This is a genomic window from Pseudomonas sp. 05N431 (assembly GCF_056397005.1).
Genome location: NZ_JBFTMN010000001.1, coordinates 36,440 through 59,740, shown reverse-complemented (window position 1 = coordinate 59,740; position 23,301 = coordinate 36,440). Strand labels below are relative to the sequence as shown.

The following is a 23,301-nucleotide window of genomic DNA, read 5'->3' as shown; positions in this document are numbered from 1 at the left end:
GCAAGCTCGCTCCCACATTTGGAACGCGTACCCCTGTGGGAGCGAGCTTGCTCGCGATGAGGCCGGTTCAGCCGCCACAAGGCTCAACCCTGGCCCGGTACGTTCGGCCACAAATCCGCCACCAGAAACAACCGCTCGGCTTCTTCCCAGTCACCGTCGTTGTTTTCTGTCAGGCGTACCAGCAACTGCGCAGGTGCCTGAGGGTCGAGCCCGTTCAGCCAGGCTTCCAGCTGGGCGCGGTCCCAAGTGTGCTCGGCAGGATAATGGGCGGGCGCGAGCCAGGCGTGCCGTGGCAAGGGTTGCCAGCGACCCGGCGGGCTCTGGGCGACAAAGTGCGCCCAGTCTCGCTGATGCAGCCAGCGTCCTTTGAGGTGTTGCGGATGGGCGCAGTCGGGTGACTGGGTTTTGCCGGGCCATGGGTACAGCAGATAACCGCCCAGCCATAGGTGTGCGCTGAACCGCAGGATATCCAGCGCGGCCAACGCATCGCGGCTTTCGGAGCGCGCGGAGATTGGCAGTTGATGGTGAGTCAGGTGCGCCAGCTTGCGGTCCAGTCGGTCATGGCAGCCCGGGCCAAGCCATTGGGCAGTGTCGTGGCCTTCGCCGTTCTGGGGGCCCAGATACAACTTGATCGCCAGTTCCAGGTGATGCACGCCATCGCGGTCACGCAGCAGCATGTCCAGCTCGCCCAGCGTGTGGCCGTCGCGGCGGATCGGCAGGTTGGCGGCAATCAGCTCGACCCCTGGCGCGTGCTGCACGGCAAACTGCCAGAGGCGTTCGTAATACAGCCCCAGGCGACGAGTCGGGCCGAGCGCCAGCCAACGCTGCAGCTCACGGCTGTCCTGATCGAGCTGAAGCAGCCAGTGTTCCAGTCGTTCGGGGGCGTGTACCCAATCGCTGCCGGCCAGTGGATGGCGTTGGGGCCAGGGGGTTTCGCTGAGCATCGGTGGCGCGAGGATGACCCAGGCCAGGTCGCGCACTTCGGGATGGCGCAACTGGCGGGGAAGGGTGAGCAAGCCAGGAAATAAGGTCATCTTGCGAGCATAGCGCTTTGGCTCGCGGCTGAAAGGATTTTGTCTATGGCCCGCTTTCGCCCATAATCGTGTTTTTCGCCGTCGCAGACCAAGCGTCAACCTATCCTGACTAGGAGCCCCATGGAGCAATTTCGCAATATCGGCATCATCGGTCGCCTGGGCAGTTCACAGGTGCTGGATACCGTTCGCCGACTGAAAAGATTCCTGCTTGACCGGCACTTGCATGTGATTCTCGAGGACACCATTGCCGAAGTCCTGCCCGGCCATGGCCTGCAAACCTCATCGCGCAAGATGCTCGGCGAAGTCTGTGACATGGTGATTGTGGTGGGCGGTGACGGCAGCCTGCTGGGCGCCGCTCGGGCATTGGCACGGCACAACATTCCGGTGCTGGGGATCAACCGTGGCAACCTGGGCTTTCTGACCGACATCCGCCCGGATGAACTGGAAGTCAAGGTCGCCGAAGTGCTCGACGGGCACTATCTGGTCGAAAACCGCTTCCTGTTGCAGGCCGAAGTTCGCCGCCACGCCGAGGCCATCGGCCAGGGCGATGCACTGAACGACGTGGTGCTGCACCCCGGCAAGTCGACGCGGATGATCGAGTTCGAGTTGTACATCGACGGCCAGTTCGTCTGCAGCCAAAAGGCCGACGGCCTGATCGTCGCGACACCCACCGGTTCCACGGCCTATGCGCTCTCGGCGGGTGGCCCGATCATGCATCCCAAGCTCGATGCCATTGTGATTGTGCCGATGTACCCCCATACCTTGTCAGGAAGGCCGATTGTGGTCGATGGCAACAGCGAGCTGAAAATCGTCGTGTCGAAGGATATGCAGATTTACCCGCAAGTCTCCTGTGACGGGCAGAACCACTTCACCTGCGCCCCCGGTGACACCATCACCGTGAGCAAGAAAGCGCAGAAACTGCGGCTGATTCATCCGCTGGACCACAACTACTACGAAGTCTGCCGGACCAAGCTTGGCTGGGGCAGCCGGTTGGGTGGTGGAGGCGACTGATGCTCGATCCCGCGCGTAGCTACGACCTGATCGGTGACGTGCACGGTTGCGCTCATACCCTTGAGCATTTGCTGGGCCGACTCGGGTATCACAAGCAAGCCGGCGTCTGGCGCCATCCGTCACGCATGGCCGTGTTTCTCGGTGACGTCATCGACCGCGGCCCGCGGATTCGCGAAGCGCTGCACATCGTTCACGACATGGTCGAGGCCGGTCAGGCGCTGTGCATCATGGGCAACCATGAATTCAACGCGCTCGGCTGGAGCACGCCGGCCCCGCCTGGCAGTGGTAAACAGTATGTGCGTGAACACACGCCTCGGCATGCGCGCCTGCTCGAAGAAACCCTGACTCAATTTGCCGATCACCCGGCGGACTGGCACGACTTTCTTGCCTGGTTCTACGAGATGCCGCTGTTCGTCGACGCCGGACGCTTCCGGGTCGTCCACGCGTGCTGGGACGGTGGCCTGATCGACGTGCTACGTGCGCAGTATTCCGATGGCTGCATCGACGAACACTTCGTCCAGGCGGCGGCGGTTTCCGGCAGTTTCGCCTGCATGGCCTTCGACCGCTTGCTGCGCGGCACCGACATGCGCCTGCCGCACGGCTTGACCATGACCAGCGGCGACGGTCTGACGCGTTCGTTCTTCCGCACCAAATTCTGGGAAGACAACCCACAAACCTACGGCGACATTGTGTTCCAGCCAGATGCCTTGCCCGAGTCCGTGGCTCGCACGCCGCTGTCGCCGGTAGAAAAAGATAACCTGTTGCGCTACGGCATCGACGAACCGCTGTTGTTTGTCGGGCACTACTGGCGCAGCGGCAAACCGGCGCCGATCCGCCCGAACCTGGCCTGCCTGGATTACAGCGCGGTGTTGTACGGCAAGCTGGTTGCCTATCGGCTGGATCAGGAAACCCGTCTCGATCCACACAAGTTTGTCTGGGTCGATGTTGAACGGCCAGAGGTATTGCGATGAGTGTTGTGGCTGTTTTACGTCTGCCGCTGGCGGTGGACCTGAGTGGTTTCGTCAAACTGCTGCAACGCATGCACGTGCCGCATCGGGTCAGCGAAGAAGCCGGTGAACAGGTGCTGTGGGTGCCGGACGCGATCAGCGAAGACGTGCGCTCGCTGTACGAACGGTTTCCTGCGGGCGATCCCGAGCATCAACTGGATATCCCGGCTGCACAAGCGAATATCCAGCGTCCAGGATTCGTCGAGCAACTGCGCAACAGCCCGGTAACGGCGCTGATTCTGCTGCTGAGCATGATCGTCGGCGCTGTGACCATGCTCGGCGAGAACCTCGATACCATGCGCTGGCTGACGTTCCTCGAGTTTCGCGTGGTGGGCGAATACATCCACTTCACGCCGTTGGCCGACAGTCTGGCAGCGGGGCAGTGGTGGCGTCTGGTGACGCCGATGCTGATCCACTTCGGCGTACTTCACCTGGCCATGAACGGCATGTGGTACTGGGAACTGGGGCGGCGTATCGAGTCGCGTCAGGGCAGTGTCAACCTGCTGGGGCTGACGTTGCTGTTCAGCCTGGTGTCGAACTACGCCCAATATTATTACGGCGGCGCGACCTTGTTCGGCGGTCTGTCCGGGGTGCTTTACGGCCTGCTCGGGCATTGCTGGATCTACCAGTTGCTGTCGCCGAACCCGGCGTATCGCCTGCCTCGCGGGGTGTTGGTGATGATGCTGGTGTGGCTGCTGCTGTGTATGTCGGGGCTGATCTCGATGATCGGTTTCGGCGAAATTGCCAATGCGGCGCATGTCGGCGGGTTACTCGTCGGATGCCTCACCGGTTTGTTGGGCGGCTTGTACAGTCGCCGTAGACTCTCTGTCCAATAAACTGCCGTCTAAATTGTGCTGTGAATAACGAGCGCGGAGACCTGATGTCCTCTTTTAACGAAATGATCAAAAACATCACGCCAGAGATCTATCAGAGCCTGAAATTGGCGGTAGAGATCGGCAAGTGGTCCGACGGCGGCAAACTGACTGCCGAGCAGCGCGAACTGTCGTTGCAGGCGATGATCGCCTGGGAAGTGCAGAACCTGCCCGAGGAAGAGCGCACCGGATATATGGGCCCGCAGGAATGCAGTTCGAAGTCGATCACTGTGCCGAATATCCTGTTCAAGTCGGATGCCATCCATTGATCGAGATTGGCCGCGGTGTAATCAGCAAGATGTCGGCGCGCCTCGAAGCGTCGACCGTGCAATACGCTTTTCGCCTGGGCGATACCGAGGTGCCGGTCAATCCCATGATCGGCAGCACGGTCCGCCTGGAATACCTGGGTGCGATCCACTGCATCCATTGCGGACGCAAAACCAAAACCAGCTTCAGCCAGGGTTACTGCTACCCGTGCATGACCAAACTGGCGCAGTGCGATGTCTGCATCATGAGCCCGGAGCGTTGCCATTACGATGCCGGGACCTGCCGTGAACCAGCCTGGGGCGAGCAGTTCTGCATGACCGACCACGTGGTGTATCTGGCCAACTCGTCGGGCGTCAAAGTCGGGATCACCCGCGCCACCCAGCTGCCAACCCGCTGGCTCGATCAGGGTGCCAGCCAGGCATTGCCGATCATGCGCGTGTCGACCCGTCAGCAATCCGGCTTCGTTGAAGACCTGTTTCGCAGTCAGGTGGCCGACAAGACCAACTGGCGCGCCTTGCTCAAGGGCGATGCGGCACCGGTTGACCTGAAACAGATTCGTGATCAACTGTTCGAAAGCTGTGCCGAGGGCGTGCAAGGACTGCAGGAGCGCTTCGGTCTGCAAGCGATTCAACCGGTATTTGATGTCGAGCCGATTGAAATCCGTTACCCGGTCGAGCAGTACCCGGCCAAGATTGTCAGCTTCAATCTGGACAAGAACCCGATTGCCGAAGGCACGTTGTTGGGGATCAAGGGTCAATACCTGATCTTCGATACCGGCGTTATCAATATTCGTAAATACACGGCCTACCAGCTCGCCGTGCATCAGTAAAAGGACTCCAGCATGCGCACCGAACAACCGAAGATGATCTACCTGAAGGACTATCAGGCGCCCGAGTACCTGATCGACGAGACGCACCTGACCTTCGAATTGTACGAGGACCACAGCCTGGTCCATGCGCAACTGGTGATGCGCCGCAATCCGGCCCGTGGCCCGGGCCTGCCGCCGCTGGTACTGGATGGCCAGCAACTCGAGCTGCTCTCGGTAGCCTTGGGCGACACTGAACTGAGCGCCGGCGACTATCAACTGACGGACAACCATCTGACCCTGCAACCGACCAGCACCAGTTTCACGGTCGACACCAGCGTGCGGATTCACCCGGAAACCAACACCGCGCTGGAAGGCCTGTACAAATCCAGCGGCATGTTCTGCACCCAGTGCGAGGCCGAGGGCTTTCGCAAGATCACCTATTACCTCGACCGCCCGGATGTGATGAGCAAGTTCACCACCACGGTGGTCGCCGAGCAGCACAGCTATCCGGTGCTGCTGTCCAACGGCAACCCGATTGCCTCAGGTCCCGGCGAAGACGGTCGGCACTGGGCGACCTGGGAAGACCCGTTCATGAAGCCGGCCTACCTGTTCGCGCTGGTAGCCGGTGACTTGTGGTGCGTCGAAGACACCTTCACCACCATGACCCAGCGCAGTGTGGCGCTGCGCATTTACGTCGAGCCGGAAAACATCGACAAGTGCCAGCACGCCATGAACAGCCTGAAGAAGTCCATGCGCTGGGACGAAGAAGTCTATGGTCGCGAGTACGACCTGGACATCTTCATGATCGTTGCGGTCAACGACTTCAACATGGGCGCCATGGAGAACAAGGGCCTCAATATCTTCAACTCCAGCTGCGTGCTGGCCCGTGCCGAAACCGCGACCGACGCCGCGCACCAGCGGGTTGAAGCGGTGGTGGCCCACGAATACTTCCACAACTGGTCAGGCAACCGCGTGACCTGCCGCGACTGGTTCCAGCTGTCGCTGAAGGAAGGTTTCACGGTGTTCCGTGACGCCGAGTTCTCCGCCGACATGCACTCGCGCACCGTCAAGCGCATCGAGGACGTGGCCTACCTGCGCACTCACCAGTTCGCCGAAGACGCCGGCCCGATGGCTCATGCAGTGCGCCCGGATGCGTTCATCGAGATTTCCAACTTCTACACCTTGACCGTCTACGAGAAAGGTTCGGAAGTGGTGCGCATGATCCGCACCTTGCTCGGTGCCGAAGGTTTCCGCAAAGGCAGCGACCTGTATTTCGAGCGTCACGATGGCCAAGCGGTCACCTGCGACGATTTCATCAAGGCCATGGAAGATGCCAACGGCGTCGACCTGACCCAGTTCAAACGCTGGTACAGCCAGGCCGGCACACCGCGTCTGGCGGTGAGCGAGTCTTACGACGCGGCGGCCAAAACCTACAGCCTGACCTTCCGCCAGAGCTGCCCGGAGACCCCGGACAAGGTTGAAAAACTGCCGTTCGTGATTCCGGTCGAACTGGGCCTGCTGGATAGCAAAGGCGCAGCGATCGCATTGCGTCTGGCCGGTGAAGCGGCCGCTGACGGGACCTCCCGCGTGCTGTCGGTGACTGAAGCCGAGCAGACCTTCACTTTCGTCGATATTGCTGAACAACCGTTGCCATCGCTGCTGCGCGGTTTCTCGGCACCGGTGAAACTGAGTTTCCCGTACAACCGCGATCAACTGATGTTCCTGATGCAACACGACAGCGACGGCTTCAACCGTTGGGAAGCCGGCCAGCAATTGTCGGTGCAGGTGTTGCAGGAACTGATCGCTCAGCATCAAGCAGGTCAGGCATTGGTGCTGGATCAGCGCCTGATCAGTGCGTTGCGTACTGTGTTGGCGGATGAATCCCTGGATCAGGCGATGGTCGCCGAAATGCTCTCGCTGCCAAGCGAGGCGTACCTGACTGAAATCAGCGAAGTGGCGGACGTCGATGCGATTCACGCGGCCCGTGAGTTCGCTCGCAAGCAACTGGCGGACAACCTGTTCGACGCGCTGTGGCTGCGTTATCAGGCCAATCGCGAGCTGTCGAAGCAAACTGCTTACGTTGCCGAAGCCGAGCATTTCGCCCGCCGTAGCCTGCAGAACATCGCGTTGTCCTACCTGATGCTCAGTGGCAAGCCAGAAGTGCTGGCCTCGACGCTTGAGCAGTTCGATGCCTGCGACAACATGACTGAACGCCTGACGTCGTTGGCGGTGCTGGTTAATTCGCCGTTCGAAGCCGAGAAGGCCAAGGCGCTGGCAAGTTTTGCCGTGCACTTCAAGGACAATCCACTGGTCATGGATCAATGGTTCAGCGTTCAGGCCGGTAGCACGTTGCCGGGTGGTTTGCAGCGGGTTCGGCAGTTGATGGAGCACCCGGCGTTCAATATCAAGAACCCGAACAAGGTGCGGGCGCTGGTCGGTGCGTTTGCCGGGCAAAACCTGATCAACTTCCATGCGGCCGATGGTTCGGGGTATCGCTTCCTTGCGGATCTGGTGATCGAGTTGAATGGCTTCAACCCGCAGATCGCTTCCCGCCAATTGGCGCCGCTGACGCGCTGGCGTAAATACGACAGCGCCCGTCAGGCGTTGATGAAGGCCGAGCTGGAGCGCATCCGCGCTTCGGGTCAACTGTCCAGTGATGTGTTTGAAGTGGTCAGCAAAAGCCTGGCGTGACGCGTCTGATCTGACGCTGATACCTGATCGTTCCCACGCTCTGCGTGGGAATGCCACCATGGACGCTCTGCGTCCGCTGTTGACGTCGTGACGCGGAGCGTCACGGGATGCGTTCCTTTGCGGCGCGTGGGAACGATCTGTCGTCTGTGAATCCTCGCTCATCATCCCTGCGAATGCCTGGTCATTCAGCGACCGTTCGTGATTCCCCCAGTTAACAAAACATAACGTGGCGTTGATTGTCAGACCTTTCGAAAGCTGGATAGGATAGGCCAGCTTCCGAAGGGGCTCTAGATTGCGCGTTTCAGGACTATGCTCCAAAAACGCTCAATCGCGACGAGCAACCCTGCGGCGCCCTGAAAGGTTGAACGACCTAACAATAATAATGGGGGAAAGGTCTATGAGTGAGCCTGTCATGGGTGTGGGTTTTTGCCGCCCGCCGGCGTTACGCAGATTCGCGTTGCTGGCTACAGCGCTCTCGCTGTTGGGTTCTGCCGTGCTGTCGGCACCCGTCCTGGCCGCAGATGCACCGGCGTCCGGTACGGTCTATTCGATTGAGTCCGCCAAGTCCGCCAAGGGACTGATGCTTGATGTTGCGCATGCAGGCAAGCGCCTCGTGGCCGTCGGCGATCGTGGCCACATTCTGTATTCCGATGACCAGGGCCAGACCTGGACCCAGGCCAAAGTGCCCAGTCGGCAACTGCTGACCGCGGTCTATTTCGTCGATGACAAGCATGGCTGGGCTGTCGGTCATGACGCGCAAATCCTCGCCAGTGAAGACGGTGGCGTTACCTGGATCAAACAATTCGAAGACTTGAAGCGCGAAGCGCCACTGCTGGCTGTCTGGTTCAAGGACCTCAGCAGCGGCTTTGCCGTGGGTGCTTACGGCGCTCTGCTGGAAACCACTGACGGTGGAAAGAACTGGGCAGACGTCGGCGATCGCCTCGATAACCCGGATCAATACCACCTCAACGCTATCGCAGCGGTAAAGGATTCCGGGCTGTTCATCGTGGGCGAGCAGGGCAGCATGTTCCGTTCCCCTGACTGGGGGCAAACCTGGGAACGCCTTCAAGGTCCGTACCAGGGGTCGCTGTTCGGGGTGATCGGCACCGCCAAACCGGCGACGTTGCTGGCCTACGGTCTGCGCGGCAATCTGTTCCGCTCCACTGACTTTGGCAGCACCTGGGAGCAGGTCGAGCTCAAGGCTGCGCGCGGCGCGCTGGAGTTCGGTCTGTCCGGTGCGACCTTGCTCGACGACGGCAGCATCGTGATCGTTGGCAATGGCGGCAGCGTGGTGCGCAGCAGTGACGACGGCGTGACCTTCAGCGTATTCAACCGTCCCGACCGCATTTCCGTTTCGGCGGTCACGGCGGCGGGCAATGGCAACCTGATTCTGGTAGGACAGGGCGGCGTTCGCGCTACTTCGCCAATCGGCGCCGAGCTGGGCAAATAATGAGAGGCGCAGATATGACATCCATGAGCAGTCATCATCAGGACAAGGCGACGCTACTCGAGCGCCTGATTTTCAATAACCGCCCAGCAGTGATCGTGATCTGCCTGCTGGTCAGCATGTTCCTGTTCTGGCAGGCGACGCTGATCCGGCCGTCCACCAGTTTCGAAAAAATGATCCCGCTCAAGCATCCTTTCATTGAAAAGATGATGGAGCACCGCAACGATCTGGCCAACCTCGGCAATACCGTACGTATTTCCGTGGAAGCCACCAATGGCGACATCTTCTCCAAGGAGTACATGGAGACCCTGCGCCAGATCAACGATGAAGTGTTCTACATTTCCGGTGTTGACCGTTCCGGCCTCAAGTCGCTGTGGAGTCCGAGCGTGCGCTGGACCGAAGTGACTGAGGAGGGTTTTGCCGGCGGTGAAGTCATCCCGCAGAGCTACAACGGCTCGGCCGACAGCCTCGATCTGCTGCGCAACAACGTGCTCAAATCCGGTCAGGTCGGTCGGTTGGTGGCCAACGATTTCAAATCGAGCATCGTCGATATTCCACTGCTGGAGTCCTACCCGGACCCGCAGGACCAGGGCAAGCTGCTGGCACTGGACTACCAGAAGTTCTCCCATGAACTTGAAAACAAGATCCGCAACAAGTTCGAAAAGCAGAACCCCAACGTACAGATTCACATCGTCGGCTTCGCCAAGAAGGTCGGAGACTTGATTGACGGCCTCATCATGGTGGTCATGTTCTTCGGCGTGGCGTTCGTCATCACCCTGATTCTACTGCTTTGGTTCACCAACTGCCTGCGCAGCACCGTGGCGGTGTTGAGCACCACCCTGGTGGCAGTGGTCTGGCAGCTCGGGTTGATGCACGCGTTTGGCTTTGGCCTGGACCCGTATTCGATGCTGGTGCCGTTCCTGATCTTCGCCATCGGTATTTCCCACGGTGTGCAGAAAATCAACGGGATTGCCTTGCAGTCCAGCGACGCGGACAACGCCTTGACCGCCGCCCGGCGCACATTCCGTCAGCTGTTCCTGCCGGGGATGATTGCGATCCTCGCGGATGCAGTGGGTTTCATTACCTTGCTGATCATCGATATCGGGGTGATTCGTGAGCTGGCCATCGGCGCGTCCATCGGCGTGGCGGTGATCGTGTTCACCAACCTGATCCTGCTGCCGGTAGCGATTTCCTACGTCGGCATCAGCAAACGTGCAGTCGAGCGCAGCAAGAAAGACGCAATCCGCGAGCATAGGTTCTGGCGTCTGCTGTCGAATTTTGCCAGCTCGAAAGTCGCCCCGGTTTCAATTCTCCTGGCGCTGATCGCCTTCGGTGGTGGCCTCTGGTACAGCCAGAACCTGAAAATCGGCGACCTCGACCAAGGTGCGCCAGAGCTGCGTCCGGATTCGCGCTACAACCAGGACAACAACTTCATCATCAGCAACTACTCCACCAGCTCCGATGTACTGGTGGTGATGGTCAAGACCAAGGCAGAGGGCTGCTCGCGTTACGAAGCCATGGCGCCGATCGATGAACTGATGTGGAAGATGCAGAACACCGAGGGCGTGCAGTCGGCGATTTCCCTGGTGACCGTCTCCAAGCAGATGATCAAGGGCATGAACGAGGGCAACCTGAAGTGGGAAACCCTGTCGCGTAACCCGGACGTGCTGAACAACTCCATCGCCCGTGCCGATGGCCTGTACAACAACAGCTGCTCGCTGGCACCGGTGTTGGTGTTCCTCAACGACCACAAGGCCGAAACCCTCGACCGTGCAGTGCATGCGGTGCAGGACTTCGCCAAGGAGAACAACAAGGACGGCCTGGAGTTCATCCTGGCTGCCGGCAACGCCGGGATCGAAGCGGCCACCAACGAGGTGATCAAGGAATCGGAACTGACCATTCTGGTGCTGGTGTACATCTGTGTGGCGACCATGTGCATGATCACCTTCCGTTCCTGGGCGGCGACCTTGTGCATCGTGTTGCCGCTGGTGCTGACCTCGGTGCTGGGCAACGCGCTGATGGCGTTCATGGGCATCGGCGTGAAAGTCGCGACCTTGCCGGTGGTGGCGCTTGGGGTGGGGATTGGCGTGGACTATGGCATCTATATCTACAGCCGCCTCGAAAGCTTCCTGCGTGCTGGCCTACCGTTGCAGGAGGCGTACTACCAGACGCTGAAGTCCACCGGTAAAGCGGTGCTGTTCACCGGTCTGTGCCTGGCCATCGGCGTATGCACCTGGATCTTCTCGGCGATCAAGTTCCAGGCCGACATGGGCCTGATGCTGACCTTCATGCTGCTCTGGAACATGTTCGGTGCGCTGTGGCTGTTGCCGGCGCTGGCGCGTTTCCTGATCAAACCCGAGAAGCTCGCCGGGCAGAAGGGCAACTCGCTGTTCGCTCACTGATCCTTGTCTGAAATGAACAAGTCGCAATCCTGGGGTTGCGGCTTGATCGTCCCCTCGCTCTGCTTCACGAGCGTCCGGTAAAACCTGAAGGGGGAGCTTGCTCCCCCTTGCTGCGTCTGCGTCCAAGCAATAATCAAGCTTTTTTGACTCGACTCTCACCCATGTTCAGCAGCGCTCGATTCGCGTCATTGCTTCAGGCACTTCCTCATCAGCTATCCAAAGCTGTAGCCAGTTGTTCAAAGTTGTAACAGCGCAGCTGAGGCATGGCCAAAAGCCAGAAAAATACTCAATAAAAACAATAATTTAATGCTTTTTTAAAGCTGTTACAGCCCATTTCCTCGCAGATTGCCGCCTTGCTGAACACTCGTTTAGTATGGCCTCAAGTCGCATCACCTCATGCCAAACACAATAATTCGAGGATTCGCATGACTACTCAATCTTCTCTGCTCAGTCAGGTCGAAGCGGGCGTTGCCTGGATCACCCTCAATCGCACCGCTCAGCGCAATGCGCTGGACATTCCAACCCTGAAAAATCTTCACGCCTTGCTGGATGGCTTCAATGCCGATCCTGCGGTTCGGGTCGTGGTGCTGACCGGTAGCGGCCGCAGTTTCTGCGCCGGTGCCGACCTTGCCGAATGGGCCGAAGCCGAAGCCCGTGGCGCGCTGGAAAGCTACGGCTGGACCGAAACCGCCCACGCGCTGATGAGCCGCCTGTACAGCCTGGACAAACCAACCATCGCAGCGATCAACGGCACCGCCGTCGGCGCCGGGATGGACCTGACGCTGTGCTGCGACCTGCGCATCGCCGGGCAATCGGCGCGGTTCAAGGCCGGCTACACCAGCATGGCGTATTCGCCGGACGCTGGTGCCAGCTGGCATCTACCACGGTTGATCGGCACCGAACAGGCCAAACGCCTGCTATTTCTTGACGAGTTGTGGAGCGCCGATCGCGCCTTGGCAGCGGGGCTGGTCAGCGAAGTCTGCGCCGACGAACAACTGCTCGACGCCGCCAGTGAATTGGCCACACGTTTGGCCAGCGGACCGACCTTTGCGTTCGCCCAGACCAAGAAGCTCATGCGCGAAGGCGCCCAGCGCAGCCTGCCGGAACAACTGCAAGCCGAACTGGCGGCGGGGTTGCTCTGCGGTCGCAGCGAAGATGGTGCAGAAGCCTTGCGCGCGGCCATGGAAAAACGCTCGTCACAATTTGTCGGCAAGTAGGCCCACGCCGCTCATCTATTCAGTGAACGAACAACAGGTAACACCATGAATTTCCAACTGACCCAAGAACAAGAAATGTTGGTGGACGCGGTTCGCAGCTTTGTCGCCAAGGAATTGCTGCCCCATGAAGAAGCGGTCGACCGCGCCGACGAAGTCTCCCCGGAGCTGGCGGCACAGATTCGCGGCAAGGCCATTGCGGCGGGCTTTTATGCCTTCAACATGCCTGAAGAAGTCGGCGGTGGCGGTCTTGATTACCTGTCGCAGGCGCTGATCGAGCGTGAGCTGTCCAAGGTTTCCTGGGCGCTGCATGTATTTGTCGCTCGGCCGTCGAAAATCCTCATGGCCTGCACCGGCCAGCAAATCAACGATTACCTGCTGCCGTGCATTCAGGGCGAGAAGATCGACTGCTTCGCGCTGACCGAGCCGGGCGCCGGCTCCGATGCCAACGCGATCAAGACCCGTGCGGTGCGTGACGGCGATGACTTCGTGCTGAACGGCAGCAAGCACTTCATCAGCCACGCCGGGCACGCCGATTTCGCCATCGTTTTCGCGGTCACCGACACCTACGAACACAACGGCCGCAAGCGCAACGCCGTGACCTCGTTCCTGGTGGATCGCGATACCCCGGGCATGACCATTCGCCGTGGACCGAAGTGCGTGAGCAACCGTGGTTATCACACCTTCGAAATGTTCTTCGACGATTGCCGCGTACCGGCCTCCAAAGTGCTCGGCGAAGTCGGCAAGGGTTGGGAAGTCGCCAACGCCTGGCTGACGGCCGGGCGAGTGATGGTCGCGGCCAACTGCGTTGGCCAGGCTCAGCGCGCACTCGATGTATCGCTGCAATGGGCGGCGGATCGTAAACAGTTCGGCCAGCCGATCGGTACCTATCAAGGCGTGTCGTTCAAGTTGGCCGACATGGCCACGCAGATCCGCGCGGCAGAGCTGCTGACCTTGCACACGGCGTGGAAGATGGATCAAGGCACGATGACCGATGGCGAGGCCGGAATGGCCAAGCTGTTCGCCAGTGAAGTGCTCGGTCGGGCGGCCGATGAGGCGGTGCAGATTTTTGGTGGCATGGGCCTGATGGATGAAGGGCCGGTGGAGCGTATCTGGCGTAACGCGCGAATCGAGCGGATCTGGGAGGGCACTTCGGAAATCCAGCGCCACATCATTTCCCGCGAGCTGCTGCGGCCGCTGTTGCGCTGATCGCCCCGGAGAATACCTATGTCCCAGACGATTCGTGACAACCTCAAACGCCTGCTCGCGCCGCGCCATCTGGCGTTTGTCGGTGGCCGCAGCATGGCTCGGGCCCTTAAGCGTTGCGCTGAAGGTGGCTACCTTGGGCAACTTTGGCTGGTTAACCCGCAGCATGAAAGCCTTGAAGGCGTGCCGTGCGTGCGCAGCATCGCCGAACTGCCGTGCGGCCCGGACGCGGTGTTCGTCGCGACCAACCGTGACTTGACCCTGACCTGCGTGGCCGAACTGGCCGCCAAAGGCGCGGGCGGGGTGATTTGCTACGCCTCGGGTTTTGCCGAGACCGGCGCTGAAGGTCAGGTACTGCAACAACAGTTGCTCAAGGTTGCTGGCAACATGGCTTTGCTCGGGCCTAACTGCTACGGCTTGCTGGATTACTTGCACAGTTCGGCGTTGTGGCCGGTGGCCCACGGCGGCAAACCGGTGGAGCAGGGCGTTGCGGTGCTGACGCAGAGCGGCAACTTCGCTTACAACCTGTCGATGAGCGACCGTTCGCTGCCGGTGGCCTACATGGCCTCGGTCGGTAATCAGGCGCAACTCGGTATTGCCGAATTGATGGACGTGCTGCTCGACGAACCCCGGGTCACCGCCATTGGCTTGCACCTGGAAGGTTTGAAAAACGTTCCAGGTTTCGCCCGCGCGGCGCACAAGGCGCTGGAGAAGGGCATTCCGATCATCGCCTTGAAAACCGGTGTGTCGCAGATCGGCGCCGAACTGGCCCTCAGTCACACCAGCTCGCTGTCGGGTTCCGATGCGCTGTACGACAGCCTGTTTGCACGGCTTGGGGTGATTCGCGTCAGCGGTCCGGTGAGTTTCGTCGAAACCCTCAAGGCTGCGGCGTGCGGCAAGCTGCCGGCGGGCAACAGCCTGATTGCGCTGGCCTGTTCGGGCGGCGATGCCGGGCTGATTGCCGACTACGCCGAACGCAATGACCTGAGCCTGCCCAAGCTCGATGAGCGTCAAACCGATGAGCTGGCGCAGGTGTTGCCGAGCTACGCCAACCTGGTCAATCCGCTGGATTTCACCACGGCGATCTGGGGCGACGGCGAGGCGCTGAACCGCATGCTCGACAGCGCCCTGCGCACTGAAGCCGATGCGGCGATGCTGGTGCTGGACTACCCGGCGGAGTTCACCGGTGAGCGCAAAGAGTGCGACTTGCTGCTTGAGCTGTACTGCCAGGCGCTGGTCCGTCACGGCAAGACCGGTTTCGTTACGTCAGCCTTTCCCGAACTGCTGCCGGCCAGTGCTCGCGAGCGCTTGCACGTTCAAGGCGTGGCGGCGTTGCAAGGTGTGGAAGACGGATTGGCCGCATGGGGCCGAATCGCAGGCTATCAACGCAATCGCCAGGCACTGCTCGCGCTCGGCGAATCAGCATTGGTGCCGCTGTGTCCGCAAGCGTTGGACGGTGAAGGCCGCTTGCTCAACGAGTGGGACTCCAAACAGGCCCTCCAGGCCTTCGGCTTACCGACTCCAAACGGCGTGTTGAGCACACCGGAGAAGGCACTGAATGACGCTAAAACGCTCGGTTACCCGTTGGTGCTGAAGGCGGTCAGCGCGCAATTGCCACACAAAACCGAAGCCGGCGCCGTGGCACTGAACCTCAAGGATGGCGCGGCCTTGAGTGCAGCACTGGAAACCATGCGCGCGAGCATTGCCGATTACGCACCTAATGTGCGGTTCGATCGGGTACTGCTGGAGCCCATGGCAACCAAGCCATTGGCTGAACTGATTGTCGGCATCAAGCGTGAAAACGATTTTGGCCTGGCCTTGGTGATCGGCGCCGGCGGGATTCTGGTGGAGTTGCTCAAGGACAGCCGCAGCCTGCTGCTGCCGACCACCGATGGTGCGATTCGCAGAGCGTTGTTGAGCCTGCGCAGTGCCGCGTTGTTGCAAGGCTTTCGCGGTCGTGAAGCTGCAGATCTGGACGCATTGGTGGCGGCGATTCGTGCCGTGGCCGATTACGCCTGCGAGAACGCCGGGCAGTTGCTGGAACTCGATGTGAACCCATTGTTGGTCGGTGCCCACGGCACGACGGCGGTCGATGCGTTGATTCGCCTCGGCCACAAGTGAGGATATGAACATGCAAACCACAACTTTGACCGGCGGCCAGGCCCTGGTTCGCCTGCTGGCCAACTACGGCGTCGACACCGTATTCGGGATTCCCGGCGTGCACACCCTGGAGCTGTATCGCGGCCTGCCCGGCAGCGGCATTCGCCACGTATTGACCCGCCACGAGCAAGGCGCCAGCTTCATGGCCGACGGCTATGCGCGCGTCAGCGGCAAACCCGGCGTGTGCTTCATCATCACCGGGCCGGGTGTGACCAATGCCGCGACCGGCATCGGTCAGGCTTATGCCGACTCGATTCCGATGCTGGTGATTTCCAGCGTCAACCACACCGCCAGCCTCGGCAAGGGCTGGGGTTGCCTGCATGAAACCCAGGACCAGCGCGCCATGACCGCGCCGATCACCGCGTTCTCGGCGGTGGCGCTGAGCACTGAGGACCTGCCGGAGCTGATCGCCCGTGCCTATGCGGTGTTCGACAGCGAACGGCCACGGCCGGTACACATTTCTGTGCCGCTGGATGTGCTGTCAGCACAGGTTACTCGCGATTGGAGTCATGAAGTGGTGCGTCGCCCCGGACGCGGCGTACCGGCAGCGACCGCGCTGGATCAAGCCGTGGCCAAGCTGCAGGCGGCCAAGCGGCCGATGATCATTGCCGGTGGCGGCGCGCTGAACGCGGCGCAGGAACTTCAGAGCCTCAGCACTCGGCTGGCTGCGCCGTTTTTCACCAGCGTCGCCGGCAAAGGCTTGTTGCCGCCGGATGCGCCGCTCAATGCCGGCTCGACCCTGTGCGTGGAACCGGGCTGGCAACTGATCGCCGAAGCCGACGTGGTGCTGGCGGTTGGTACTGAAATGGCCGACACCGATTTCTGGCGCGAGCGTCTGCCGCTGAATGCCGAACTGCTGCGCGTGGACATCGACCCGCGCAAGTTCAACGACTTCTACCCATGCGCGGTGGCGTTGCACGGCGATGCGCACCAAACCCTGGCAGCGTTGCTGGAGCGTCTGTCGCCCGACACCCGCGATGCCAGTGTGCCGATTGCCGCAGTCGCTGCATTGCGAGCAGCAGTGAAGGCCGGCCACGGTCCGTTGCAGTCGATCCATCAGGCGATTCTTGAGCGTATCGCCGCCGAGCTGCCGGACAACGCGTTCATCAGCACCGACATGACCCAACTGGCCTACACCGGTAACTACGCCTTCAACAGCCTGGCGCCGCGCAGTTGGCTGCATCCGACCGGCTACGGCACCTTGGGTTATGGCTTGCCGGCGGGCATCGGCGCCAAGTTCGGTGCGCCGCAACGGCCTGGACTGGTGCTGGTTGGCGACGGCGGTTTTCTCTACACCGCGCAGGAACTGGCGACTGCCGTCGAGGAACTGGACAGCCCGCTGGTGGTATTGCTGTGGAACAACGACGCGCTGGGGCAGATTCGCGACGACATGTTGGGGCTGGATATCGAGCCGATTGGCGTGTTGCCGCGCAACCCGGATTTCGCCGCTCTTGGCCGGGCGTTCGGTTGCAGCGTGAGCCAGCCGCAGAGCCTGGCTGAGCTGCAAACCGATCTGCGCCACGGCTTCAAACGCAACGGCGTGACTCTGATCGAACTCAAGCATGCGTGCGCGCACTGATGTTCAAACATTGTTGCGGGGCTTTTTTTAAAAAGGGGATAGGGCCATGCGCTTTTCCGATCTGACTCAACGTATCGCCGGTGACGGCGCCGCCGCCTGGGACATTCACTACCGCGCACTGGCGCTGCAAGAACAGGGCGAAGACATTCTGCTGCTGTCGGTGGGCGACCCGGATTTCGACACGCCGGTGCCGATCGTGCAGGCGGCTATCGACAGCCTGTTGTCCGGCAACACCCACTACGCCGAAGTGCGTGGCAAACGCGCGCTGCGTGAAAGCATCGCCAAGCGTCATCAGCAACGCAGCGGTCAGCAGGTTTCGGCCGATCAGGTCACGGTGCTGGCCGGGGCGCAATGTGCGCTGTTCAGCGTCGCCCAGTGCGTGCTCAACCCGGGCGATGAAGTGATTGTCGCCGAGCCGATGTACGTCACGTATGAAGCGGTATTCGGTGCCTGCGGTGCGGTGGTGATTCCAGTGCCGGTGCGTTCCGAGAACGGCTTTCGGGTGCTGCCCGAAGACGTTGCCGCCCGCATCACGCCGCGCACTCGGGCGCTGGCGCTGAACAGTCCGCACAACCCGTCAGGCGCCAGTCTGCCGCGAACCACCTGGCAGGCGCTGGCCGAACTGTGCATCGCCCATGACCTGTGGCTGATTTCCGATGAGGTCTACAGTGAGCTGCTGTTTGAGGGCGAACACGTCAGCCCGGCCAGCTTACCGGGCATGGCCGAGCGCACCGCGACGCTCAACAGCCTGTCGAAATCCCACGCCATGACCGGTTGGCGCGTCGGCTGGGTGGTGGCGCCGCCATCCCTCGCGGCGCATCTGGAAAACCTCGCGCTGTGCATGCTCTACGGCTCGCCGGACTTTGTTCAGGACGCCGCCGTGGTGGCGTTGGAAAGCAACTTACCGGAGCTGGCCGCCATGCGCGACGCCTATCGCCAGCGTCGTGATCTGGTCTGTGAATCCCTCGCGGATTGCCCCGGTGTGAGCCCGTTGAAGCCGGATGGCGGGATGTTCGTGATGGTCGATATTCGCGAAACCGGGCTCAGCGCCCAAGCGTTCGCTGATCGCCTGCTCGATCGGCATGGTGTGTCAGTGCTGGCCGGTGAAGCGTTCGGCCCGAGTGCCGCCGGGCATATTCGTCTGGGACTGGTGGTGGGCGCAGAACCGTTGCGTGATGCCTGCCAGCGGATCGCCCGCTGTGCCAGTGAACTGATGGAGGCCCAACTCCATGCATAACCACACCGCGCTGTTTATTGATGGACGCTGGCAAACGCCGTCGGGGCAGGGCATCGCCGAGGTGATCAACCCGGCGACTGAGGCAGTGGCGGGTTCGGTGCCGCTGGGCGATGAGCGCGACGTCGAGAACGCCGTGGCCGCAGCACGTCGGGCTTTCAGTACTTGGTCGCGGACACCATCCAGCGTACGCGCCGGCTACATCCGCGCCCTCGCCGAGCAGTTGCGCGCACGGGCCGACGAGATGGCCGCAGTGATCACCGCTGAACTGGGGATGCCGGTGCAATGGTGTCGTTCGGTTCAGGTGGACGGGCCAATCATCGGGCTGGAGCAATACGTCGAGCTCGCAAGCTTGATGGATGAAGTGCGCGAGGTCGGCAATTCGCTGGTGATCCGCGAACCGGTGGGCGTCTGCGCCTTCATCAATCCCTGGAACTACCCGCTGCATCAACTGATCGGCAAGCTCGCACCGGCGTTGGCGGCCGGTTGCACGGTGGTGGTCAAGCCGAGTCAGGAAACCCCGCTGCATGCGTTTTTACTGGCGCAAATGATCGAGGCCATCGACTTGCCGGCCGGGGTGTTCAACCTGGTCAGCGGGCCGGGTTCGAAGGTCGGTGAAGCACTGGCTAAACACCCGGACGTGGACATGGTGTCGTTCACCGGTTCCACCGGCGCCGGCGTGCGAGTGGCGCAAGCGGCGGCACCGTCGGTGAAACGCGTCTGCCTGGAACTGGGCGGCAAGTCGCCGCTGCTGATTGCCGAGGATGCGGACCTGTCCGCCGCGGTGCGCTACGGCGTGCAGGACGTGATGATCAACTCCGGGCAGACCTGCACCGCGTTGACCCGCATGTTACTGCCGGCCAGTCGTTATGCCGAGGCGGTGGAACTGGCGCGGGCAGAAGCCTTGAGTTTGCGCATGGGCGATCCGCTCGACCCGCAGAGCTTTCTCGGGCCGATGTGCTCGGCGGCCCAACGGCGTACCGTGCGCGACTACATTCAGGTCGGTCAGCAGGAAGGCGCGCGGCTGGTGTGTGGCGGCGACACGGCGCAGGCGTTCGAGCGCGGTTACTACGTAAGCCCGACATTGTTCGCCGATGTCGACAACCGGATGCGCATCGCTCAGGAAGAAATCTTCGGCCCGGTGCTGTGCCTGATTCCCTATGCCGATGAGGCACAGGCGATTCAGATCGCCAACGACTCGCCGTTCGGTCTGTCCAGCGGTGTTTGGGCCGGCAGCGCAGATCGGGCCTTGCAACTCGCCCGGCAATTGCGTGCGGGCCAGTGTTTCTTGAATGGCGCAGCGTTCAACTATCAGGCGCCGTTCGGTGGTTACAAACAGTCGGGTAACGGCCGCGAATGGGGGGAGGAGGGGCTCAACGAATTCGTCGAAGTGAAGGCCATTCAGGTGTGATCGTTGATGACTCCACATGCCCATTACTGTCTTCAAACACATTGCGTGCAAACGTCTAAGGAATTGCCATGAAAGTACTGATCGTCCACGCCCATCCGGAGCCGAAATCCTTTACCGCTGCACTGCGTGACCAGGCTGTCGCGACCCTTGAAGCCCAAGGGCATGAGGTCCAGGTCAGTGACCTGTACGCGATGAACTGGAACCCGGTGGCCAGCAGCAATGACTTTTCCTCGCGGGAAAACCCCGAGTATCTGGTCTATGCGCTGGAGCAACGCCTGGGGGTGAAGAGCCAGTCGCTGGCGGCGGATATTCAGTCTGAACTCGACAAGCTGCTGTGGGCGGACTTGCTGATTCTCAACTTCCCGATTTTCTGGTTCTCCGCCCCGGCGATGCTCAAGGGCTGGATCGACCGGGTGCTGGTGTCCGGTGTCTGCTACGGCGGCAAGCGTTTTTACGATCAGGGCGGGTTGAGCGGCAAGAAGGCGCTGGTGAGCGTAACTCTGGGCGGTCGCGAGCATATGTTCGGTGAGGATGCGATTCACGGCCCGTTGCAGGACATGCTGCGGCCGATCTTGCGCGGCACGCTGGCTTACGTCGGGTTTGAGGTGCTGGAACCGTTCGTGGCCTGGCATGTGCCTTACATCAGTGATGAGGCGCGCCAGGCATTCCTCAAAGACTATCGCCTGCGTCTGGAGCACCTTGGCGACGAGCAACCGCTTGAGTTCCCGCGCTTGTCGCAGTTCGATGAACAGCTATATCCGTTGCGCAACCCGGCAACCGCCGACGTCTGATCAACACCACACACCTTGTGGGAGCGGGCTTGCTCGCGAAGAGGCCATCAACCTCAACATCTCCGTTGGCTGACACTCCGCCTTCGCGAGCAAGCCCGCTCCCACAGGTTATGCGTGGGTGCTTACTGAGTGCGCTGGCCGTCCACCGCGCCCAGCACTTTGACCACATCATCGATCACCGCCTTGCTCATCTCCTGCAAGTAGTGCGCTGCCCAGGCATAACGGTCGGTGCCGCGTTCCATGGCAGCGTCTTCGGCCAGGAGTTTGGAGAGATGGAGCAAATCAGAAACGTGGGACAACGCCTCGCGGATCGGCACTCCACTATTGACGCGGAACAGGGCTTGATCGTTGTGGATGGAAAACGGGGTAAGGCCGGCGGTTTTCAGAGGCAGAGAGTGGGGCATTGTCTAGCTCCTTGATTTGAGGAGCTGCCGCGAACTTTCTCACAAGTTTGGGTGGCAGCTGTACGCGGGGTGAGAAACCGGCAATCAAAGAAACCGGTAGACCCAAGGGTCTCCCACGCACAGCCGCCATAAAACGTTCTCGCAGAGAGAAATACGCTGCGATAGGTTTTGGGGCGCTTTTGCGCTTTGATTTCTTCAGGCTCTCACACCCGGTCACTGAACATTCAGCGACACGGAAACGATAGAGACCCGGTGCCAAGCGCGCAAGCCGGCGGATTCTGGCGCAGGTGTAGGTCACAACGCAAGGCCGCGTAGCCCTCGACTGACACCGCGCCGCTTGGCATGAACACACGAAACCCTGTGGGAGCGAGCTTGCTCGCGATGACGTCGGTACATCCAACATCGACACTGCCTGAGACACCGCCATCGCGAGCAAGCTCGCTCCCACAGGGATCTCCGCTGTCTTGAGAGTGTTGATCATTCCGAGAACACTCGTTTATGGCGCCGCCCGCGAAATCCCTCATTAGTGGGCTCGTCCGCTCATCCAAGGCGGAATTCGCGCTGGCTGCACCACGATTGAAGCCTTTCAGCGGCTGCCAATGTGCGCCACCGAACAGACATCGGCCGGTCGCTACTACACTTTAATAAACAGTCAGCGGCTGCCAATCCTGATGGTTATCGGCTCGCCGCATTGTTTGCATTGCTCGCATTGGAGTACAGCCATGACACGCTCATTACGCTCACTTCTGTTTATCGCCCTCACAACCCTGTCACTGGCTTCAACAGGTTTGCTCAATACCGCAAGCGCCGCAACGGCCGCGGACCTGGAACAGGATTCGCGGCATGCCTTGCAAATGCTCTACAAAGCTAACCCGGTGGCCGAGACCATGTCGCGTACTGCCAAGGCAGTGCTCGTATTCCCTAAAGTTATCAAGGCGGGTCTGGTATTTGGTGGCAGTTATGGTGAAGGAGTCATGTTCAGCGGTTCAAAAGTAGACAACTACTACAACACCGTGACCGGTTCATGGGGCTTGCAGGCGGGAGCCCAGTCCTATGCTTATGCCGTGTTCCTGATGACTGACAAAGCGGTCAAGTATGTACGTGAGACCAAGGGCTGGGAAGTTGGTGTAGGCCCGACCGTCGTCCTGGTTGACCAAGGCGTTGCGAAAAATCTGTCGAGCTCGACATTGAAAGACGATGCTTATGCGTTTGTCTTTGACCAGCAAGGCCTGATGGCGGGCGTCAGCATTGAAGGCACCAAGATTTCGCTGATCAAACGATAAATTCGATAACGTATATCCAGGCTGGAGAGGCTGCCTAAGGCAGTCTCTCCCAGACTTGCGTATCGGCTAACTCGCTGTCGGTTGCGTGTTTTACATGGCCGTTTATAGGGTTCAGTTCATAACTGCCGGTGGCGTCATAGGCGGCCAAATAGCGTACGCCACTTAATTTGTGGAGGTAGCGCATCAAGGGATGGCACTGTGCATTAATACGCTGTACCAGGGCGGATTCGGTCATTGTGTTCATGGTTTTACCTGCTGCAGCGAAGGTTGCTCTGTGGTTATTTTTATTCTGTGCCGGATCGTCGCAGCGTTCTGTACGCCATCACACACTGGGCAATCTAAATAACGCAAAAAACGTTGCACAAGCGGAATAACAACGACTGCGCCTTTGATCAATCAAACACTGACGATATGTGTGTTGCCGTACAGACCGCACCGGGTACTTGCGTCAAGTTGGTAGCCTGCACTGCACAGATCAAG

19 protein-coding genes are annotated in these 23,301 nt (G+C 60.5%); 16 read left to right on the top strand and 3 right to left on the bottom strand.

Going from position 1 to position 23,301, the window contains the following annotated elements; translation table 11 throughout:
• Positions 1-83: 83 nt before the first annotated feature.
• Positions 84-1,034, bottom strand: coding sequence for a DUF1853 family protein (locus tag AC1DIG_RS00265; protein WP_477765606.1), 951 nt, complete (start codon positions 1,032-1,034; stop codon positions 84-86).
• A 120-nt stretch (positions 1,035-1,154) separates the two neighbouring features.
• Here AC1DIG_RS00265 and AC1DIG_RS00260 point away from each other — a divergent pair, with 120 nt between their 5' ends.
• The 15 genes from AC1DIG_RS00260 to AC1DIG_RS00190 all read left to right on the top strand — a co-directional run bounded on the left by AC1DIG_RS00260 (position 1,155) and on the right by AC1DIG_RS00190 (position 21,134).
• Entirely contained in the window at positions 1,155-2,045 is an 891-nt protein-coding gene (locus AC1DIG_RS00260; RefSeq protein ID WP_019690613.1) for an NAD(+) kinase, read from the top strand.
• On the top strand, positions 2,042-3,016 hold the full coding sequence (locus AC1DIG_RS00255) for a metallophosphoesterase (RefSeq protein ID WP_477766056.1): 975 nt from the start codon (positions 2,042-2,044) through the stop codon (positions 3,014-3,016). The genes AC1DIG_RS00260 and AC1DIG_RS00255 overlap by 4 nt, the downstream gene beginning before the upstream one ends.
• Positions 3,013-3,888: a rhomboid family intramembrane serine protease gene (locus AC1DIG_RS00250; RefSeq protein ID WP_477765605.1), complete on the top strand. Its 876-nt coding sequence runs from the start codon at positions 3,013-3,015 to the stop codon at positions 3,886-3,888. Before AC1DIG_RS00255 ends, AC1DIG_RS00250 begins: the two co-directional genes overlap by 4 nt.
• A gap of 44 nt (positions 3,889-3,932) precedes the next feature.
• Positions 3,933-4,193, top strand: coding sequence for a YeaC family protein (locus AC1DIG_RS00245; RefSeq protein WP_071550343.1), 261 nt, complete (start codon positions 3,933-3,935; stop codon positions 4,191-4,193).
• On the top strand, positions 4,190-5,020 hold the full coding sequence (locus tag AC1DIG_RS00240; protein WP_477765604.1) for a DUF2797 domain-containing protein: 831 nt from the start codon (positions 4,190-4,192) through the stop codon (positions 5,018-5,020). Before AC1DIG_RS00245 ends, AC1DIG_RS00240 begins: the two co-directional genes overlap by 4 nt.
• Positions 5,021-5,032: 12 nt before the next feature.
• Complete coding sequence (gene pepN / locus AC1DIG_RS00235; RefSeq protein ID WP_477765603.1) at positions 5,033-7,690, top strand: aminopeptidase N; 2,658 nt, start codon at positions 5,033-5,035, stop codon at positions 7,688-7,690.
• A 397-nt stretch (positions 7,691-8,087) separates the two neighbouring features.
• Positions 8,088-9,140 carry a WD40/YVTN/BNR-like repeat-containing protein gene (locus AC1DIG_RS00230; protein ID WP_477765602.1) on the top strand — a complete coding sequence of 351 codons (1,053 nt, stop codon included), beginning with the start codon at positions 8,088-8,090 and terminating at the stop codon, positions 9,138-9,140.
• Between the two features lie 23 nt (positions 9,141-9,163).
• Positions 9,164-11,539 (top strand): efflux RND transporter permease subunit, encoded by a 2,376-nt coding sequence (locus tag AC1DIG_RS00225; RefSeq protein ID WP_477765601.1) that lies wholly within the window; start codon positions 9,164-9,166, stop codon positions 11,537-11,539.
• Positions 11,540-11,964: 425 nt separating this feature from the next.
• Positions 11,965-12,756, top strand: a complete 792-nt coding sequence (locus AC1DIG_RS00220) for an enoyl-CoA hydratase/isomerase family protein (protein WP_477765600.1) — start codon at positions 11,965-11,967, stop codon at positions 12,754-12,756.
• A gap of 45 nt (positions 12,757-12,801) precedes the next feature.
• Positions 12,802-13,962, top strand: coding sequence for an acyl-CoA dehydrogenase family protein (locus tag AC1DIG_RS00215; protein WP_054597340.1), 1,161 nt, complete (start codon positions 12,802-12,804; stop codon positions 13,960-13,962).
• Between the two features lie 18 nt (positions 13,963-13,980).
• Positions 13,981-16,080, top strand: a complete 2,100-nt coding sequence (locus AC1DIG_RS00210) for an acetate--CoA ligase family protein (protein WP_477765599.1) — start codon at positions 13,981-13,983, stop codon at positions 16,078-16,080.
• A gap of 10 nt (positions 16,081-16,090) precedes the next feature.
• Complete coding sequence (locus tag AC1DIG_RS00205) at positions 16,091-17,698, top strand: 5-guanidino-2-oxopentanoate decarboxylase (protein WP_477765598.1); 1,608 nt, start codon at positions 16,091-16,093, stop codon at positions 17,696-17,698.
• A 46-nt stretch (positions 17,699-17,744) separates the two neighbouring features.
• Positions 17,745-18,935, top strand: coding sequence for a pyridoxal phosphate-dependent aminotransferase (locus AC1DIG_RS00200; RefSeq protein WP_477765597.1), 1,191 nt, complete (start codon positions 17,745-17,747; stop codon positions 18,933-18,935).
• A complete protein-coding gene (locus tag AC1DIG_RS00195) occupies positions 18,928-20,343 on the top strand; it encodes an aldehyde dehydrogenase family protein (protein WP_477765596.1) in 1,416 nt (471 codons plus the stop codon). Before AC1DIG_RS00200 ends, AC1DIG_RS00195 begins: the two co-directional genes overlap by 8 nt.
• A gap of 68 nt (positions 20,344-20,411) precedes the next feature.
• Complete coding sequence (locus AC1DIG_RS00190) at positions 20,412-21,134, top strand: NAD(P)H-dependent oxidoreductase (protein ID WP_477765595.1); 723 nt, start codon at positions 20,412-20,414, stop codon at positions 21,132-21,134.
• 122 nt (positions 21,135-21,256) lie between these two features.
• On the opposite strand, the gene AC1DIG_RS00185 is transcribed toward AC1DIG_RS00190, so the two are convergent.
• A complete protein-coding gene (locus AC1DIG_RS00185) occupies positions 21,257-21,538 on the bottom strand; it encodes a DUF3077 domain-containing protein (RefSeq protein ID WP_477765594.1) in 282 nt (93 codons plus the stop codon).
• A gap of 722 nt (positions 21,539-22,260) precedes the next feature.
• On the opposite strand from AC1DIG_RS00185, the gene AC1DIG_RS00180 reads away from it, so the two are divergent.
• Positions 22,261-22,821, top strand: coding sequence for a lipid-binding SYLF domain-containing protein (locus AC1DIG_RS00180; protein WP_477765593.1), 561 nt, complete (start codon positions 22,261-22,263; stop codon positions 22,819-22,821).
• A 34-nt stretch (positions 22,822-22,855) separates the two neighbouring features.
• Here AC1DIG_RS00180 and AC1DIG_RS00175 read toward each other — a convergent pair whose 3' ends face one another.
• Complete coding sequence (locus AC1DIG_RS00175; protein WP_477765592.1) at positions 22,856-23,065, bottom strand: hypothetical protein; 210 nt, start codon at positions 23,063-23,065, stop codon at positions 22,856-22,858.
• Positions 23,066-23,301 lie beyond the last annotated feature (236 nt).

What these genes read in the sequence shown, in the direction of transcription:
- AC1DIG_RS00265 (WP_477765606.1), bottom strand. Translation starts at nt 1,034, where the DNA reads ATGACCTTATTTCCTGGCTTGCTCACCCTTCCCCGCCAGTTGCGCCAT.
- AC1DIG_RS00260 (WP_019690613.1), top strand. Translation starts at nt 1,155, where the DNA reads ATGGAGCAATTTCGCAATATCGGCATCATCGGTCGCCTGGGCAGTTCA.
- AC1DIG_RS00250 (WP_477765605.1), top strand. Translation starts at nt 3,013, where the DNA reads ATGAGTGTTGTGGCTGTTTTACGTCTGCCGCTGGCGGTGGACCTGAGT.
- AC1DIG_RS00245 (WP_071550343.1), top strand. Translation starts at nt 3,933, where the DNA reads ATGTCCTCTTTTAACGAAATGATCAAAAACATCACGCCAGAGATCTAT.
- pepN (WP_477765603.1), top strand. Translation starts at nt 5,033, where the DNA reads ATGCGCACCGAACAACCGAAGATGATCTACCTGAAGGACTATCAGGCG.
- AC1DIG_RS00230 (WP_477765602.1), top strand. Translation starts at nt 8,088, where the DNA reads ATGAGTGAGCCTGTCATGGGTGTGGGTTTTTGCCGCCCGCCGGCGTTA.
- AC1DIG_RS00225 (WP_477765601.1), top strand. Translation starts at nt 9,164, where the DNA reads ATGAGCAGTCATCATCAGGACAAGGCGACGCTACTCGAGCGCCTGATT.
- AC1DIG_RS00220 (WP_477765600.1), top strand. Translation starts at nt 11,965, where the DNA reads ATGACTACTCAATCTTCTCTGCTCAGTCAGGTCGAAGCGGGCGTTGCC.
- AC1DIG_RS00215 (WP_054597340.1), top strand. Translation starts at nt 12,802, where the DNA reads ATGAATTTCCAACTGACCCAAGAACAAGAAATGTTGGTGGACGCGGTT.
- AC1DIG_RS00210 (WP_477765599.1), top strand. Translation starts at nt 13,981, where the DNA reads ATGTCCCAGACGATTCGTGACAACCTCAAACGCCTGCTCGCGCCGCGC.
- AC1DIG_RS00205 (WP_477765598.1), top strand. Translation starts at nt 16,091, where the DNA reads ATGCAAACCACAACTTTGACCGGCGGCCAGGCCCTGGTTCGCCTGCTG.
- AC1DIG_RS00200 (WP_477765597.1), top strand. Translation starts at nt 17,745, where the DNA reads ATGCGCTTTTCCGATCTGACTCAACGTATCGCCGGTGACGGCGCCGCC.
- AC1DIG_RS00195 (WP_477765596.1), top strand. Translation starts at nt 18,928, where the DNA reads ATGCATAACCACACCGCGCTGTTTATTGATGGACGCTGGCAAACGCCG.
- AC1DIG_RS00190 (WP_477765595.1), top strand. Translation starts at nt 20,412, where the DNA reads ATGAAAGTACTGATCGTCCACGCCCATCCGGAGCCGAAATCCTTTACC.
- AC1DIG_RS00185 (WP_477765594.1), bottom strand. Translation starts at nt 21,538, where the DNA reads ATGCCCCACTCTCTGCCTCTGAAAACCGCCGGCCTTACCCCGTTTTCC.
- AC1DIG_RS00180 (WP_477765593.1), top strand. Translation starts at nt 22,261, where the DNA reads ATGACACGCTCATTACGCTCACTTCTGTTTATCGCCCTCACAACCCTG.
- AC1DIG_RS00175 (WP_477765592.1), bottom strand. Translation starts at nt 23,065, where the DNA reads ATGAACACAATGACCGAATCCGCCCTGGTACAGCGTATTAATGCACAG.